Source organism: Streptomyces sp. SAS_281, from assembly GCF_052542855.1.
Genome location: NZ_JBMNDO010000162.1, coordinates 1 through 14,868 on the forward strand (window position 1 = coordinate 1; position 14,868 = coordinate 14,868).

The window sequence follows — 14,868 nt, forward strand, 5'->3', positions numbered from 1 at the left end:
CCCCCCCCCCCCCCCCCCCCCCCCCCCCCCCCCCCCCCCCCCCCCCCCCCCCCCCCCCCCCCCCCCCCCCCCCCCCCCCCGCGGTGGTCAGGGAGTGTCGGTGTCGTCGTCCATGAGCGGTTCGTGGCCGACGGCGCGGTACGCCTTCAGCAGTTCGCGTGGATCGAAGCCGACGCTCACGCCGTGGTGGAGCAGATCGGCCATGTCGTATTCGGGGTCGATGGCCGTTGCCTCCCTGAGCGCGATGCGGGCGAGGGTGGTGTCGCCTTGCCGCCAGGCGACCCAGCCGAGGAGCGTGAGGAGGGGCGGGGCCTTGTCGGTGTGCGGGGGTACGCAGCGTCGGGCGAGGGTGGCCCACAGTTGCCGGGCGTGGGGCAGGTCGTCGTCTTCGCCGTAGGTCATGGCCTGGTCTCGGGCCGAGCGGTCTTGGAGGCCGAGGATGATGCGGGCGGCTATCTCGTCCATGAGCTGGGTGTTGCCGTTGCGGAAGTCCTTGAGTGCTCCCTTGGTGATGTTGGCGGTGCCTTCGCGGGTGAAGCTCTGCCCGTGGGTGCGGGTCTGTTCACGGAGGTCTGCGGACACCTCGGTCAGGGCTTCGCTGTACCGCGTCGCGTTGGTCGTGGTGGGGCGAAACTCGCTGGCGATCTCGCTCGTGCGCGGGCGGGGGGTGTGGCCGAGCTTCTTCATCGCGCTGGTGAGGCTGTTCGGGGAGTCGGCGGAAGGGACCGGTTCGCCTTCGCAGCAGCCGGGCCGGATGCACTGGTAGGCCCACCACCGGTCGTTGACGATCCCGATGGTCTCCAGGACGTCGGCGCCGTGGTTCGTGAGGATGGTGGCGAGCTGTTCGGCGGCGGGTCGGAGCAGCGATGCGGTGTGCTCGTCGGTGTGCCCGGGACGCGGGTCGCGGTAGAGGAAGACGGTGATGCGCCGGAGGGGGTCTCCGCGGTGCTCCATGACTTCGATGAACTTGTGGGCGAAGGCTTCGGCCACGTCGTGCCAGGTGTCCGGGTCATCCGGGAGCGGCAGGGCCATGCTGGGGCCGTCGATGTACGTGGGGCCAAGGGTGTTGTGCAGGACGATGCTGTTCTCCGGGTGGTGCCCCAGGTGGAACGGCAGGACCTCGACGAGGTCTCCGGGGCCTTGCAGCGGGCGTACCGGGTGGTGGGTGTTCACTTCTGGTTCCGTTCTGGTGGTGGGGTGCTGAGGTCAGTGGGTGAGGGTGTCGGGGTGTTGGCGGTTGGCGATCCGGTCGGCGCGGGCTTGGCGGGCGAGGGCGAGGAGGTCGCGGGGGTCTTCGCCGTCGATCGTGGCGAGGTGGATGCCGACGGCCAGTTCGTAGTCCTCGTCGGTGGTGATGGCGTCGCGCAGGGCGAGGCGGGCGGCGATGAGGTCGTTTTGCCGCCAGGCGACGAACGCGAACAGGGTGAGGGCGGGGACGGCTTCCCTGGTGAACGGTTCGGCGCATTGCCGGGCGAGGTAGGCCCACAGGCGTCGGGCGTGGGGCAGGTCCTCGTCCTCCGCGAGTGCCATGCCGGCCTCTACGGCGCCGTCGTCGTGCAGGCCGACGATGAGTTGTGCTGCCAGCAGGGGGCCCAGGTCGGTCGCGCCGTCGCGGAAGCGGCGCATGGCGGTCTCGATCTGCGCACAGGTCGTCGTGAGCGCCGCGTCCTGTCCGAGGCGCGTTTCGCACTGCTTGTTGAAGTTGTGGGCCGCAAGGTCGAGCGCCTGGAGGGTGGTGTGGTCGGCGCTGGGCCGGAACTCCTTGACGATGTCGCGGGTGCGCGGGCCGGGAGTGCGGCCGAGGCGCTTCATCTGCGCGGTGATGCTGGTCGGGTCGTCGGCGGACGGTAGGGGGTCGCCCTCGCAGCACCGTTCGGTCTGGCATTCGAACGCCCACCAGCGGTTGGAGACGAGACCGATCGTCTGGAGGACGGTGGCGCGCTGCTCCCCGAGTTCGTTGGTGAGCCAGTCGGTGACGGGGGCGAGGAGGGCTGCGGTGTCCCAGGGGGTTTGGCCGGAACGCGGTTCGCGGCAGAGGTAGATGATGATGCCCTGGTCGGGGTTGTGCCCCTGTTCGTTGGCGTAGGTGACGAACTGGCGGGCGGCGAGTTCGGCGGTGGCCTGCCACTGGGCGGGGTCGTCGGGCAGGGGGCACGTCATGGTCGGCCCGTCGATGAAGTTCGGGCCGGGGGCGTGGAGGGCGATGCTGTCGTCGGGGTAGTGGCCGAGGAGGTAGGGCAGGATCTGGGCGAGGTTGGGCAGGCTCGTGACCTGGATGGTGTTGTCGGGGGTGTTCACTTCGGGGTTCCTTCCTGCTGTGGAGCGGTGTCGGGCTGTTCGGTGTCGGCGGTCGTGGTCTGGCCGATGTGGGCGGGCGGGGCCGGTGCGGGGATGCCGCGCGGCTTGTTCGTGAGGGCCGGGAGCAGCCGGTCGCGGACGAGCGTTGCGAGGTCGGTGGCCAGGGCCGTGCTGGTGCGGGTGTTGAGGACGGCGTGCCAGGTACGGCCGGGCTGGAGCCGGGCGTCGCGGGCGGCCTGTGCTTCGGCCTGCTCGGCGGCGGTTCCGCCTTCGGGGAGCGGCGGCAGGTCTGGGCCTGCGGTGATCCAGGTCTGGATGGCGAAGCCGCGGGACTGGATGCGCAGGCCGACGCTGTGGCCGTCGGGGTGGCCGTAGGCGGCCTTGCGGTCGGGGGTGTCGGTTTTCTCCTTGAGCCAGGGCGGGTCGAGGGTCGGGGCGATCTGGTCGAGGGGTGGCACGTCGATCTCGTCGCGGGGCCCGGCGAAGGCTGGGCGTCGGCGGCGGGTTGCTCGGGTGGTGCCGGGTCGGTTGAAGGGGTCGGGTGGGGTCACGCGACGGTCTCTTTGCTGGGCATGTGTTGGTCGACCAGGTCGAAGGCGCGGCGGACGGCGACGAGCGAGTGGGCGGTGTCCACGTACCGGTCGCGCTCTTCGAAGGCTTCGGCGGCTTCGGCGCGGGTCTTGGCGTAGTCGTCTTCCGGTGCGAGGGAGTCGGCGCAGCCGATGAGGCAGCGCGGGCCGAGGCTCCAGACGATGGCGTTGATCGCGGCGCACCCGGCGGACAGGGCGTCGATGTCGACGCCGTACCAGTGGAAGTCGTGCGGGTTGAGGCCGAGGTCGCGCAGGCGCTGGGCGACGGAGCGGAACATCGTGCCGGAGCCGATGGCAGGCTCGGCGAAGGACATGCCCGGCTTCGCGAAGTCCTTGTCGACCGTCACGTTGGCCATCAGGTCGGTGATGCACGCCGGCGTGTGGTATTCGCCGCGCCACTTCTTGTCGCTCTTGTGCCGCAGGCCGGTGAGCAGGGGGCTGAGGACATCGGCCTCGGAGCGCATGTAGACGTCGTCGTGGCCGGTGAGTTCGAGGAGACCGGTGTTGATCGCGGCGCGGGTGACGGCGTGGACGGCGCGGAGCTGCTGCTTGTCGGGGTCGGGGTTCCAGGCCCAGTCGTGCAGGCGTAGCGCCCGGTTGATCAGGTCGGGGCGCTTGATCCAGTGGCCGAGGTAGATCTCCTTGAACAGTTGCGGGAGTTCCTCGGGCTGGAGGTTGAGTATCCAGTCGGCCAGTCCGGGCACGTTGCGCACCAGGCAGAGCGCGGCGACGGTGCCGAGGGGGACGTCGATGCTGCTGCCGCCGAAGTTCTGGTACCAGGCTTCGAGGGCGTTCTCTGCGATCTTGCGGGCGTGTTCTTGCGGGTCGCCTGGGGCGAAATACTTGCGTGCGGTGATCTTGCCGGTGGCGCGGGTGGTGGCCTTGGACTTGGGCGGGGGCTTCTTCGCCCAGGAGGGAGCGGGCCGCGCGGCGGCCGGGGCCGCGGTGCGGGGCATGAAGTTATCTGGCACGGCTGCGGATTCCTTTCTGCGGGCGCGCATGGGGCCGCCCCGGTGCGCGGGTGCGCGGCCGGGGCGGCGTGTGGGTGGTGCAGGTGGGTCAGCTGCTGGTCAGCTGGCCTGCTGGAGGGACTGGAGGGCGGCGGCGAGGCCGCGGACCTCGATGGCGTAGGCGGCTTCGGGAAGTCCCGCCTGGCGCAGGCCGCTGACGAGGAACATCAGTCCCGTCTCCTCGGCGTCGATGTCGCTGGTGAGCTCGTCGAAGGACTGGTCGCGCAGTTCGTCGGGGCGGTGCTCGTAGCCGACGCGCAGGGTCTGCTCGATGTCGGCAAGGGTCGCTGCGCTCTGCTCTTCGGTGAGGCCGAGGAGGGAGGACCAGGCGGTCAGGGTGGCGTCGTCCACGGGGAGCTTCATGGGCTGGGGCCTTTCGGGAAGGCCGTGCCCGGCCGCGCCGTGCGGCTGGGCACGGGCGGGTGTCAGGAGGTCGAGCAGGTGGGGAAGGGGTCGTTGCGGTGGTCGGGGTGGCAGGCGGCGTACAGGCCGCCTTCGAGGCGTTCGGGGATGACGCCCCATCCGGCCCAGTTCATGACGGCGAGGTAGCCGAGGTCGCCGCCCGCGAAGCCGGTGCGGGCCTTGGCGTCGGGGTCGGGGGCGATGAAGACCCAGCCGGGCAGGGAGCCGGTGTCGTCGGGCACGACCTGGAAGCCGGGGCGCAGTTCACTGATGCCGTCGGTGTGTATGGGCGGGAGTCCGGCGGTGCTGAGGATGCGCACGGCTTCCTGGACGTGCTGGTCTCCGTGGCATTCGGGCAGGGTGCCGACGCCGGTGTGGATGGGGAGTTGGTAGGGGGCGATGCCGACGCTGGCCTTGTAGATGTCCATGAGGAGTTGGGCGTCGTCGCGGCGGCCGGCGTGGCGCATGGCCAGGTTCGCGACGATGACGATGGAGTGCCGGTCCTGGGCGAACAGGCGGCGGAACTGGTCGAGGGTCATGCCGGTGGTGACCTGAATGCGGGCGAAGGTGCGTGAGGCGAGGCGGGCGGCGTGGGCGACGTGTTCGGGGTCGAGCCCTATCTGTTCTGCGAGGTGCTGGACTCCGGGCGAGTAGTCGGTCATGTGGGTCTCCAAGAGGACGCTTGCGCGTATGGGTGCGGCCCCGGCGGTTGGCCGGGGGCGCGGGGTGTGACCTGGGGGTTGGTGGTGCTTAGCGGCGACGGCCGCCGCATCCGGCGTGGCCGCAGCCTCCGCAGAAGCCGCCGTTGTTGCACTCGCAGCCGCAGTTGGATTCCATTTCCAATTCCCCTTTCCGTTCGGGCATTTCCCGAATTCCTTACTTATATCTTAATGGCAAATACCCCAGAAGCAAGGTATGCCCAAATGAATGCGAATTGATTTTCCGCAATGCAATTCCCTAATTCGCGGCCGCTGGAATGAGGTCCGGCCACCGCACCGCCTCCAGCGCCCGCCGGTGGGTGTCGGGCACCGGCACCGTCGGGTAGCCGAGCCAGTCCAGCCCCATCGCCGCGAGGACCGTGGCGTCGGCCATGTCGTAGCGGCCGGGCCCCTCGCACTCCACGCCGTACCGCTCGACGGCCACCGAGCGCACCATCCCCTTGGCGACCCGGGACCGGTCCTTCTTCGGCCAGCCCTGGGCGGGGTTCGCCCGGCCGGTCGCGTAGATCGTGCGCCCGTGCGGGGTCACAACGGCGTACGGGATGCGGTTGCGCCACAGGTACTGGGTGACCAGCCACCACAGCCCGGCAAGCTCGTGGTGCCCGGCCTGCGCGCCCTGGGCGTACGCGGCGCCCTCGACCACCACCAGGTCCGCGCCGTCCCGCACGCCCAGCGCGACGGCCGCCAGCAGCCAGTCCAGCCGTTCATGGCTGCGACGGCGGCCGGGCCGGTGGGCGTACGCCCAGTCGGTACCGGCGACGCCGGTCGAGGTCAGCGACAGGTCGAGGCCGACGACGCGCGGCTGCCACTGCCCCTCCTCCTGCACGCTGGGCAGGGTCACCGGGGCGCTCTGGAGTTCGGCGGTCACGCCGCGCCCCCCGCCCGCCGGATGATCTCGGCCATCGGCAGCTCCCGCCGGAACGGGACGCCCATCTCCGTCTCCAAGTCGGCGTATTCGGCCGCCAGCTCGGGCCGGAGCCCGGCCGCGCACGTCAGGTCCGGGATGGAGGCCAGGACGCAAAGGCTGCACGAGAGCCGGGACATGCCCGCGTCGTAAGCCCAGTGGTACGGCGCCCCGCTGTCCCGGATGCGCTGCCACACCTCGGCAGTGCTCCAGCGCAGCACCGGGTACCACTGAGTCACCGTGCGCCGCCCGTTGCTGGCCCGGTGGTCGACTTCGACGGCGGGCCGCCGGGCGCGGGCGCGGGACTCCTCCGCACGGAACCCCATGACGTGCACGAGCTGCGCCGGGCGGCCGGTGACGCCGAGGGCCTTCACCTGCTCGGTCATGAACCGGCGGGCCACGCCCCTCTTCTCCGACGTGCAGAACCGGGTCATCAGGTGCGGGAACTGGCCGCGCGCCCGGATGCGGTGGAACAGGGACGGCCACTTCGCTATGCGGCGGACCTCGAACGGAAGCCCGTAGTGCGCAGCCTGGCGGCGTGCCAGATCCACGGTGCCCGGCCACTCCACCGTGTGCCCGCGCGGGGTGCGGCCGAGGTCGATGTGCAGGACCACGATGCGGTCGCGGACCCCGGCCTCATCGGCCAGGCGTACGCCCTCGTCCATCGCCGCGATGCTGTCCTTGCCGCCGCTGTTGCTGATGATGATGCGGTCGGCGGCGCGGAGGTCGGGAACGGGGTCGGGGCCGTGCACAGCGCGGGCGCTGACCAGTTCGATCTGGGCGCTCACCGGCTGCCCTCGCCGCTCGCCGCGCGGTGCTTGGTGATGAGCCGGTCGGCCTCGGTCATGGCCGGGCTCTTGTGGCGGTCGACCCACTCGCCGTCGTAGCTGCCTGCCGGGCCCCAGAGGTACCAGCCGGTGTCGTGGTAACCGTCGCGGGGGTCCTTCCGCCGGTGTCCCAGCTCCCACCAGCCGTCGCGCCACCGCCACAGGCGCTTGGTGTCCGCGTCGTCCACCCAGCCGGCACGCTCGGCCAGGGCTTGCAGGCGCGCCACGTCGGTGCGCAGCATCGCCGCCTCTGCGGCGGCGTCCAGGTCCCGTGGAGCGGTGCGCGCGGTGCCGCCCGTACGGGAGGCGGCAGAGTCGGCGCGAAGGCCGAGTTGCAGTACGGCTTCGTCCCGCTGGCGGGCGACGCGCCGCAACAGAGCGGCAGCGCCCTGGGCCCCGTGGCCCTCCAGCCAGGTCGCGGTGGCGTCTATCTCGACGCCCACGGATCGGTCGTTCATCTGTCGTGCTCCTTCGGCGGGCCGCCCCGGCGCGTGCCGGGGCGGCCCCTGGTGTGCGGACGGTTACGGGCGAGCGGTCTTGGACGTGGGCGTCTTCGGGTCCTTCTGGATGCAGTTGCCGGAGTCGGGCATCGCCCGGCGGCCTGCCACGAGGTCCTGGAACCGCGCGCCGGGGCGGAACCTCACGACGCGGGTGGGGGCCACCTCCACCTCGTCACCGGTACGCGGATCGCGGGCGGTGTGTCCGGGGCGGGCCTTGGGCACGAGGGTCCCGAAGCCGGTGACGGAGACGGCTTCACCGCGGGCGACCGCGCGCACCATGGCGTCGAGCACGCTCTCCACGGCGGCGGTCGCCTGGGCTTGGCTGCCGATCTTGTCCCCGACGGCGGCGATGAGCTGGGCCTTGTTCACTGGGTGGTCCTTCCGGATCTGTTGATGTGGCTGAGGAGTTGAGGGGCGGGCGCGCCACGCAGCGGGCAGGGGCCGGAGTCCGAACCCGGGGTCTGTGTCGGCGCACACCGCAGCATTTAAGTGCAGTGCGTGATTCATGAATGTCATCTACTTTTCGTCAGTCGTGGACACGCACCAGGAACCTTCCGCCCGCGAGCACCTGGGAGATCGTCAGGGTGACGGCCGCGTGATCGGCGGAGACCAGCACCGGCTCTTCGCCGGGGCCTGGCCGCGCGGGCACCACCCACGCCGTTCCCATGTGGTCGGCGTACCGCGCCCCGACCTCAAGGAGGTTCCCGGCGAAGAGGAAGAGGCGGGTACGCAGCGAGGCGGACCACCCCTCGCCCGGTGTCGGGCCGTCCCAGGTGTGCGGGGTCTGGAGGCCGAGGAAGTCGGGTCCGGCCGTCACCAGCGTCCCCACGGGCCCCAGGGAACGGAACTCGATCGCTTCGCCGTCCGCGCCGGCGTTGCCCCACAGGGCGAGGTCGTCGGCGTTGAGCTGTACGGGTCGGCCGATGGCCAAGGGGTGGTCGCGGGCATCGAGGACGAGGCGCAGCAGCGTCCGCCAGGGCAGGCGGCCGAGGTGAGCGGCGGCGGGGACGGTGATCTGCGCGGGACCTTCGGTGAAACGGAGTTGCTGGTGGCCGCTGTCGGTGACGTGCTCGACGGTGACGTGGTCGGAGGACTCCAGCCACGCCCGCAGCGCGGCGGCGTCGTCGTAGCCGACGGGGGCCGTCCACACGTCCCCGGTGACGGCGGTGCGGGCGACGGCGAGCGTCCGGTCGCTGCACGCGACGGCGTGAAGGTGACCGGGGGTGCTGTCGAGGATCAGGGCGTCGAGGTCGTGGGCGTCGTCGTCCGGCCGGTAGCGGTGCGGGGCAACTCGGTCGAGGGTGGTCGCCAGGTCGCGGGCCTTGATGGTGAACATGGTCTCTCTCCGCAGGAGTTGTAGGGGTGGTGATCAGGAACCGGAATCGCGCTTGCGGTCCCGGCGGGCCTGCTGCGCGAGCCGCCCGGCTTCCCGGCACAGGGAGCAGGCGCGCTCCCCACGCCGGTTGTGGGCACGGGCTCCGGCTTCGGTGCCGTGGGTAATGCGGTGCCGCCTGCGCTCGCGCAGTTCGGCGGGGCGTGCGTCCTCGCAGGTCGCGAGGACCTTTCCGTCCCTCCAGAGTCGCCCGCCGCACACGCCGTCGAACTGGCTCGCCCTCGGCATGACCAGGTCGACGCACTGCGACCGGAACGGGCAGCCACGGCAGTCATCGAGGAGGGCGAGAAGCAGCGGCTCCGTCGGGGCTCCGGCCTCCGCCTCCTCGGACGTGAAGCGGAAGTCCCCGGCGCAGGGGGCCTGGACGACCCACCCGGTGCCGCTCATCTGCTCCTCCTCCGGCGTATCAGGCGGTCGGCGGCAGCGGCATCAGGCGCAGCTGGGCGCTGGGGCTGATGCCGTGCGGGTGGGCGTAGTCGCCGGGCAGGGGCATCAGGTGCCGGTCGGCCAGGGCGGGGAGTGCGAGCACCTGGCTCACAAGTCCGCTGAGGGCGGTGTCGAAGGAGGAGGACCAGCGCGGGCGTGGGCCGCGCACTGGTGTGCCGTCGTCGGCAACGCCTTCAAGGACCTCGATGACCCGCCCGGCAGCGCGGCCGTCGACCACGACCGCGGTCGCCTCCGGGTGATGCTCGCGGACCAGCTCGGCCACACGGGCAGCACGGTCGGCCGGAGGAAGCTCCAGCAGCCACGAGTTGCCGTCGCTGGCTGAGTTTCGGTGGACCGACGCCCACGCCGGGGAGGTGTAGGGCGCGAGCGCGGTCTGTAGGTCGGCCTCGATCTGGTCCGCGATGTAGTCGAGCGGGTGCTCCTCCTCCCCGTCGCGGTTGTCCCACAGCTGCGGGCACGTCCCCAGCGGGCTGGACTGCGCGCCCAGCACGCCGTGCAGGTCGAGGGTGCGGGAGCTGTAGAAGGCGAAGTTCACGTGGACCGCCTCCGGGCAGGCCGTGCGGATCTTCGCAGTGATGTGGTCGAGGACCGCGAGGCTGCACGCCTTCTCGATCCGCAGGCGCTCGGCGTCCAGCTCCGTGCGCTGCTCGGCGAGGATGGCCAGCTGGTCTTGTGCTGCCGGTGTCATGGCAGGGGTATCCCTTCTTGTTGGGTGGGGTCAGGCAAGGACGGGCTTGAGGCGCTCACCGATCCAGCGCGCGACGTTGACGCTCACGGCGTTGCCGGCCTGCATGGTCTGGGCGGCCTTGCTGCCGACGACCTCGTACGTCTCGGGGAACCGCTGCGCGCTCAGCTGCTCCCGGGGCTGGAGCATCCGGAAGTAGCAGTCCTCGATGGCGGGCGCGCTGCGCACAACGGCCGCCGAGTCGCGGGTGGAGAGGGTGTGCAGCGGCTGGCCTGCGGTCTTCGGCGCTGCCTTGCGGTACGGGATCACCAGCGTGTTGCGGGCCCGGGTGCGGATATCGCCGTCGGGCACGATGAGGCCGTGATGGCGGGCGGTGGCGATGGTGCTCAGCGGGGCGTCGATCGGTGCGGCGTCGCAGTTGTTGCGGAACTCCACGATGAACGGGTCCACGGTGACCAGGGCTTCGCTCTCGCGGGTCGTGCGGGTGCGCATGGGTTCCTCGATGGGCGAGGCCGTGTCGTTCCACGAGCCGCCGACCGGCACCAGGAGGGCTTCGCCGAGCTTGGCCGTGCGGGTGGGCATCGGCCGGGTGTGCGGGGCGAAGGCCCGGTCCGTGCCGTCCTTGCCGTGCGGGAGGGTGACGACGGACGGGTCGTACGGGAATTTCGTCAGCCCGGCTTCGATGCGGCGCATCGTGTTGGGCACCAGCGGCTTGGCCCGGTCCCCGATGCGCTGGCCGATGTTGTCCCACATGATCACGTCGGAGGCGGGCCGGACGTACGGCTCCACCAGTGCATGTCGGCAGCGGGTGTTGGGGCACCGGTAGTCGTACTGCTGCTGGTATTTGCCGACCTTCACCTGCGGGTCGCGCCAGCTCTGGCGGGCCTTGACGTCCCTGCCGCAGTCGAAGCAGTGCGCCAGCGGGCGCGGGGCGAGATCGGGGCGGCGGATCCCGGCGAGGGTGAAGACGAGGTACACGCGGTCGCGCCACTGCGGGGCGTACGGGTTGGTCTCCGAGCCGATGTGCGCGGAGGACACCGAGACGATCTGGACGCGGTAGCCGAGCTTCTTCATGGCGCGGATCCACTCGGGGAACAGCTGCCAGTCGGTGATGAACTCGACCACGTTCTCCACGACGACGCAGGGGAACCCCTTCGCCTCGGCGGCGCGCAGCACGCACCAGGCGGTCACCCGGGTCATCTCGAACGCCTCGGGGGGAAGTTCGCGCCACTGCTCCTCTTCCTCGAAGAGGGCATCCTGTGCGGGGTCGGGGCGCTTCCTGCCGCCGGCGGGGCTGATCTCGGTGCAGATGATCGAGGCCCACAGCACCAGGGCCTTGGGGAGCCAGCGCATGGGGTAGTTCTGGATGTCGGCGCAGCGCGCCGCCGCGGTCGGGTGGTTGAGCCCGAAGGTGTCGACGGCGTTCTGGTAGTGGTTGATGCCGAGGATGGGGTCGAAACCGGCTTCCAGCAGGCCGGTGGCGTCACCGCCCGCTCCGCAGAGCAGGTGGATGGATCGGGGCACGGTCGTAGGTCTCCAAGAGGTGGGGCCGCCCGGCCCGGTTCGCGGACCGGGCGGCCGTGGATCAGGACTGGTCGAAGGCGCGTAACGCGCGGTGGTGGCGGCTGTCCTCGATCCCGAGGGCGGTGAAGGCCCCCAGTCCGAGGACGCACACGATCAGCAGCCAGATCACCGCTCCGCGCCCCCGCTGAGGCGCGCCGCGCGGCGCGGGCGGTCAGCCATCGCTGCGGGCGACGGGGAGGTGTTCGAGGTCATCGCCGTAGGGAGCGCGGGCGACGGCACGGTGGTCAACGTCGTCGGCGCGGGTGATGCGGGCAACAACCACGTGGCCGACGCGCTCGAACAGGGACAGCGGGTAGCCGTCCGCGTCCGGGCGCTCCCACACCTGCCGGTAGCCGTCGCTGACGGTCAGCTGCTGCGTCCACTCGTAGTAGCGGGCGACCGCCGTGCCGGGAGCCTCGACGGGCGCGCACTGGTTGTGGTTCGCCCCGTAGGGCGCGCTGTACATCCCCGAGAGCATCAGGCGCGTCGTGGTCTTCGGGACGTCCAGCTCATCGATGCGCGTGAACATCGGGATGAGGCCGTTGCCGTGGTGCGCCTGTGCGCGGTCCGGGGTGGAGTCGTACACGACTCCGTGCCGGGACGGGGTCTCGATGTTCTGGCGCAGGACCATCCACCCGGTCACCTCGGCCGGGTCGACGGGCAAGGAGTGCTCGGAGGCGATGATCAGCTCGGTGCCGTCTCCGAGGTCGGCGCGCACGTGGTACTCGCCGCCGCACAGCTCAATGTCGGTCACCCAGCCGTTGTGGCGCAGCGGGGCTATGACGTGGCGGTAGCCGTGGAAGAGCTTGAGCCACAGCGGGTCGTTCAGGCGGTTGTGGTCGGGCAGAGCCGCGATCGTGGTGGTCATGTGCTGGTCTCCAAGAGGGTGTGCACGCCGGGTGCACAGAATGCGCACCCGGCGTTGAAGAAATGTCACCTATCTCAGGTGACGCGAACGTCAGACGGCGGGCAGCTCGCTGTGCGCGAGGATGCTCACCGCCCACATCCGGCTGCTGGGCGTCACGACGCAGCCGGTCAGGCGGCCCTTGTGGGGCAGGACGAGGCCGCTGCCGCCCTCCTCCTTGCGGAGGTCGTCCACGAGTTCGCGGACGCCGTGCTCGGCGCACTCGGCCGAGCAGTAGACGCCACCGCCGACGCGGGGGGCAAGGTGGGGGCCGTGAATCACTTCAGCGACGACGAAGAACGCGTCGGCCGCCGGGGTGAGGGTTTCGGTCACGGGTGGTCTCCAAGAGGTTGTGGAGTTCGGCCAGTTCCGAACTCTTGCTTATATCTTAATGGCGTACACCGGGGCGTCAATGTTGCCGATCTTGCTAACGCCGCTGCCTGCGCCGGGAGTTGGCCCCCTCCTCGCGCCCCATGCGGGCCAGGTCTCGCGTCCGCTGACGGGCCATCTTCAGGGCCTCCTCGTCCGTCTCCGCCACACGGCGCTCCTGCTCGGCGAAGAACTCCTGTAGCCAGTCCTGCTGGCTGCGGTGCTCGCGGTCGACAGCCTCACGCCGCGCTTCCTCGCGCCCGGCACGCGGGTTGGTGCCGCAGCCCCGGCAGTTGTTCACCGGCTCGGCGTGCTTCGCGCACCCGGCCCGCTGCTGCCCACCGCCCCCGGCCCCCGGCTCCCCTGCGGCGTCAGCCGTGGGGGTAGGGGGTTTAGGAAGAGAAGAGGAAGAAGGTGGAAGAGAAGGGGTTTCCCCAGGGGAACCCGCCCGGTTTCCCTGCGGCAACCCAGTGGGTTTCCCTGGGGCAACCGCGTCCGGAGCCGAATCAGGGTTCCCCTGGGGCAACCCTGCCTCCGCAGCGGCCCCGGCAGCGGCCCTCGCCGCCTCCCGCGCGGCGACGTCCTCCTGAGTGCGGGCCGCCGCCGACGGCTTGCGGCGTGGGTTCTTCCGGGCCAGCCGGGGGTTCTTCGGGGCACGCTGAGCCGCACGGCGCCGCTCGATCAGCTCCTCCGTCGAGGGGATGGGCGGCACGCCGTACGGGAAGACGCGGTACTCGGCCCGGAGGCCGACACGGCCGATGGTGACCCGCTGGACCAGGCCGAGCCCGACGAGCTGCGTCACCACCGTGATGACCTGCTTCTCGCCCACGCCGGCCCAGGCCATCATCCGCTCCAGGCCCGGCCGGGCCAGTCGCGTCTGATCGTCGGCCGAGTCCGCGATCTTCATGAGGACAGCCTTCTGCGTCTGGTTGATCACCTCCTTCGGCAGGTAGGCGGCCACCACCATCAGCTGGATACTCACCAGCGCCTCTCCGTCGTTCAGTCCGGTTCTCGCCGCGCAGGGGCAGGGGCGGGGCACACGTCGCCCACGCCCCCGCCAATGCCACGGTCAGGGCTTCTTGCTGGCGGTGACGTTGATGCTCACCGCGGTCAGCCGGTCGCGGTCCAGGCGCGTGGGCACGGGAATGCCGACCTGCTTGAGCGTCGCCTTCATGGCCGCCGCGTCCGGTGCCATCGGCACGTCCAGTCCGGCGCGCCGGTACAGCGCGACCATCGCCTCGACGTCATCGGACTTGGTCGGGTTGCCGCCGCTCCACGACAGCGTGTTGTCGCCGTACACGCCGGGCTCGGTGGCGTCGAGGGCGGCCCGGAGGAACTTCTGCTTCTCCTTGAGCGGCTTCATCTGCTCGCCCGCCTCGACGTACTCGGCCAGGGCGCGCTCCCGGTCGGCGTCGTCGTGGATGAGGATGCTCTGCGGCCGGTGCCCGGCGATGGTCTGCCCCCAGCAGGCGGTCTTGAAGGGGCAGTGGTCGCAGATCGCGGAGATGCCCGGCCCTTGGAAGGTGCGGGGCAGTTCCTCCGGGGTGGAGGCGGCCCGTACCTGCTGGACCCACCAGCGGGCGCGGCGGGCACGGTCGGCCTCGTAGGCGATCTCCTGTACGTGGTCCTCGCCGTTGTCGCGGTTGATGAACCGGAAGCGGATACGGGCCACCGGCACGGGCCCGAGGTAGGCGAGTTGGCGCTGTCCCTTGACGCTGGCGAACCCCTCGCTGGCGAGGAGGTCGGCGTACAGGTACACCTGCCGCAACTCGGCCTCGCTCGCCCCGTAGCGCAGGACGTTGTCCCACTGGTACGTGCTCTTCGTCTTCACGTCTTCGACCGTCGTCTCCTCGGCGGGGAGAGAGGGACGCAGCCGCTTCGGGAGCCGGGCGGCGGTCGCGGCGTCCAGCTGGACGGCGTCGATGTGGCCTCGGACGGTCGCGTCTTCGACTCGGCGTTCGATGAGCCAGCCGTACTCCTCGCGGGCGGCGTCGAGTATCCCGGCGTGCAGCCAGGTGCCCAGGATCGCCTTGCGCTTCTCGCCGCCGTCGGTCGCAGGGCGGCCGTGCAGGAGGTATCCGGCCCGGCGCGCGCAGACGGTGTCGCTGGCGCCGAGCTGGGTCTGCTGGGAGCGGGGACGGCGGGCGTCCGCCGCGTGCGCGGCGGGCCACAGGCTGACGGGCCGCTCGGCCGCGATGGCCATGGTGGTCACGATGGTCTCCAAGAGGGTGGGAGGTGCCGCCCGCCGACGGCGGGC

General features: G+C 71.1%; 18 protein-coding genes. All 18 read right to left on the reverse strand.

Going from position 1 to position 14,868, the window contains the following annotated elements; genetic code table 11:
• Window positions 1-87: 87 nt before the first annotated feature.
• The gene (locus tag ACN6LM_RS35150; protein ID WP_445069475.1) at window positions 88-1,173 is read right to left on the reverse strand and encodes a DUF4192 domain-containing protein; all 1,086 of its coding nucleotides are present in this window, start codon (window positions 1,171-1,173) and stop codon (window positions 88-90) included.
• A 33-nt stretch (window positions 1,174-1,206) separates the two neighbouring features.
• Complete coding sequence (locus tag ACN6LM_RS35155) at window positions 1,207-2,298, reverse strand: DUF4192 domain-containing protein (RefSeq protein WP_445069476.1); 1,092 nt, start codon at window positions 2,296-2,298, stop codon at window positions 1,207-1,209.
• Window positions 2,295-2,849 (reverse strand): hypothetical protein, encoded by a 555-nt coding sequence (locus tag ACN6LM_RS35160; RefSeq protein ID WP_445069478.1) that lies wholly within the window; start codon window positions 2,847-2,849, stop codon window positions 2,295-2,297. The genes ACN6LM_RS35155 and ACN6LM_RS35160 overlap by 4 nt, the downstream gene beginning before the upstream one ends.
• Window positions 2,846-3,859 (reverse strand): N-6 DNA methylase, encoded by a 1,014-nt coding sequence (locus ACN6LM_RS35165; RefSeq protein ID WP_445069479.1) that lies wholly within the window; start codon window positions 3,857-3,859, stop codon window positions 2,846-2,848. The genes ACN6LM_RS35160 and ACN6LM_RS35165 overlap by 4 nt, the downstream gene beginning before the upstream one ends.
• Before the next feature lie 99 nt (window positions 3,860-3,958).
• The gene (locus ACN6LM_RS35170) at window positions 3,959-4,261 is read right to left on the reverse strand and encodes a hypothetical protein (RefSeq protein WP_445069481.1); all 303 of its coding nucleotides are present in this window, start codon (window positions 4,259-4,261) and stop codon (window positions 3,959-3,961) included.
• 62 nt (window positions 4,262-4,323) lie between these two features.
• Window positions 4,324-4,962, reverse strand: coding sequence for a hypothetical protein (locus ACN6LM_RS35175; RefSeq protein ID WP_445069482.1), 639 nt, complete (start codon window positions 4,960-4,962; stop codon window positions 4,324-4,326).
• A 295-nt stretch (window positions 4,963-5,257) separates the two neighbouring features.
• Window positions 5,258-5,887, reverse strand: a complete 630-nt coding sequence (locus tag ACN6LM_RS35180) for a hypothetical protein (protein WP_445069483.1) — start codon at window positions 5,885-5,887, stop codon at window positions 5,258-5,260.
• Window positions 5,884-6,711: a phosphoadenosine phosphosulfate reductase domain-containing protein gene (locus tag ACN6LM_RS35185; RefSeq protein WP_445069484.1), complete on the reverse strand. Its 828-nt coding sequence runs from the start codon at window positions 6,709-6,711 to the stop codon at window positions 5,884-5,886. Before ACN6LM_RS35185 ends, ACN6LM_RS35180 begins: the two co-directional genes overlap by 4 nt.
• Window positions 6,708-7,208: a hypothetical protein gene (locus tag ACN6LM_RS35190; protein ID WP_445069485.1), complete on the reverse strand. Its 501-nt coding sequence runs from the start codon at window positions 7,206-7,208 to the stop codon at window positions 6,708-6,710. Before ACN6LM_RS35190 ends, ACN6LM_RS35185 begins: the two co-directional genes overlap by 4 nt.
• A 63-nt stretch (window positions 7,209-7,271) precedes the next feature.
• Window positions 7,272-7,619 carry an HU family DNA-binding protein gene (locus ACN6LM_RS35195; protein WP_445069486.1) on the reverse strand — a complete coding sequence of 116 codons (348 nt, stop codon included), beginning with the start codon at window positions 7,617-7,619 and terminating at the stop codon, window positions 7,272-7,274.
• 157 nt (window positions 7,620-7,776) lie between these two features.
• Window positions 7,777-8,586 carry a hypothetical protein gene (locus ACN6LM_RS35200; RefSeq protein WP_445069488.1) on the reverse strand — a complete coding sequence of 270 codons (810 nt, stop codon included), beginning with the start codon at window positions 8,584-8,586 and terminating at the stop codon, window positions 7,777-7,779.
• A 33-nt stretch (window positions 8,587-8,619) separates the two neighbouring features.
• Window positions 8,620-9,030 carry a hypothetical protein gene (locus ACN6LM_RS35205; RefSeq protein ID WP_445069490.1) on the reverse strand — a complete coding sequence of 137 codons (411 nt, stop codon included), beginning with the start codon at window positions 9,028-9,030 and terminating at the stop codon, window positions 8,620-8,622.
• Between the two features lie 19 nt (window positions 9,031-9,049).
• A complete protein-coding gene (locus ACN6LM_RS35210) occupies window positions 9,050-9,778 on the reverse strand; it encodes a hypothetical protein (RefSeq protein WP_445069491.1) in 729 nt (242 codons plus the stop codon).
• Window positions 9,779-9,808: 30 nt separating this feature from the next.
• Window positions 9,809-11,299, reverse strand: coding sequence for a DNA cytosine methyltransferase (locus ACN6LM_RS35215; RefSeq protein ID WP_445069493.1), 1,491 nt, complete (start codon window positions 11,297-11,299; stop codon window positions 9,809-9,811).
• A gap of 211 nt (window positions 11,300-11,510) precedes the next feature.
• Complete coding sequence (locus tag ACN6LM_RS35220; RefSeq protein WP_445069495.1) at window positions 11,511-12,206, reverse strand: hypothetical protein; 696 nt, start codon at window positions 12,204-12,206, stop codon at window positions 11,511-11,513.
• Between the two features lie 90 nt (window positions 12,207-12,296).
• Entirely contained in the window at window positions 12,297-12,575 is a 279-nt protein-coding gene (locus tag ACN6LM_RS35225; protein WP_445069496.1) for a hypothetical protein, read from the reverse strand.
• A gap of 94 nt (window positions 12,576-12,669) precedes the next feature.
• A complete protein-coding gene (locus tag ACN6LM_RS35230; protein WP_445069497.1) occupies window positions 12,670-13,593 on the reverse strand; it encodes a helix-turn-helix domain-containing protein in 924 nt (307 codons plus the stop codon).
• 87 nt (window positions 13,594-13,680) lie between these two features.
• The coding region (locus ACN6LM_RS35235) for a PD-(D/E)XK nuclease family protein (protein WP_445069498.1) at window positions 13,681-14,868 on the reverse strand (1,188 nt) is incomplete at its 5' end.

Bases quoted from the DNA above. Each gene is read 5' to 3' on its own strand.
- ACN6LM_RS35170 (WP_445069481.1), bottom strand. From the start codon at position 4,261: ATGAAGCTCCCCGTGGACGACGCCACCCTGACCGCCTGGTCCTCCCTC.
- ACN6LM_RS35175 (WP_445069482.1), bottom strand. From the start codon at position 4,962: ATGACCGACTACTCGCCCGGAGTCCAGCACCTCGCAGAACAGATAGGG.
- ACN6LM_RS35190 (WP_445069485.1), bottom strand. From the start codon at position 7,208: ATGAACGACCGATCCGTGGGCGTCGAGATAGACGCCACCGCGACCTGG.
- ACN6LM_RS35200 (WP_445069488.1), bottom strand. From the start codon at position 8,586: ATGTTCACCATCAAGGCCCGCGACCTGGCGACCACCCTCGACCGAGTT.
- ACN6LM_RS35205 (WP_445069490.1), bottom strand. From the start codon at position 9,030: ATGAGCGGCACCGGGTGGGTCGTCCAGGCCCCCTGCGCCGGGGACTTC.
- ACN6LM_RS35210 (WP_445069491.1), bottom strand. From the start codon at position 9,778: ATGACACCGGCAGCACAAGACCAGCTGGCCATCCTCGCCGAGCAGCGC.
- ACN6LM_RS35220 (WP_445069495.1), bottom strand. From the start codon at position 12,206: ATGACCACCACGATCGCGGCTCTGCCCGACCACAACCGCCTGAACGAC.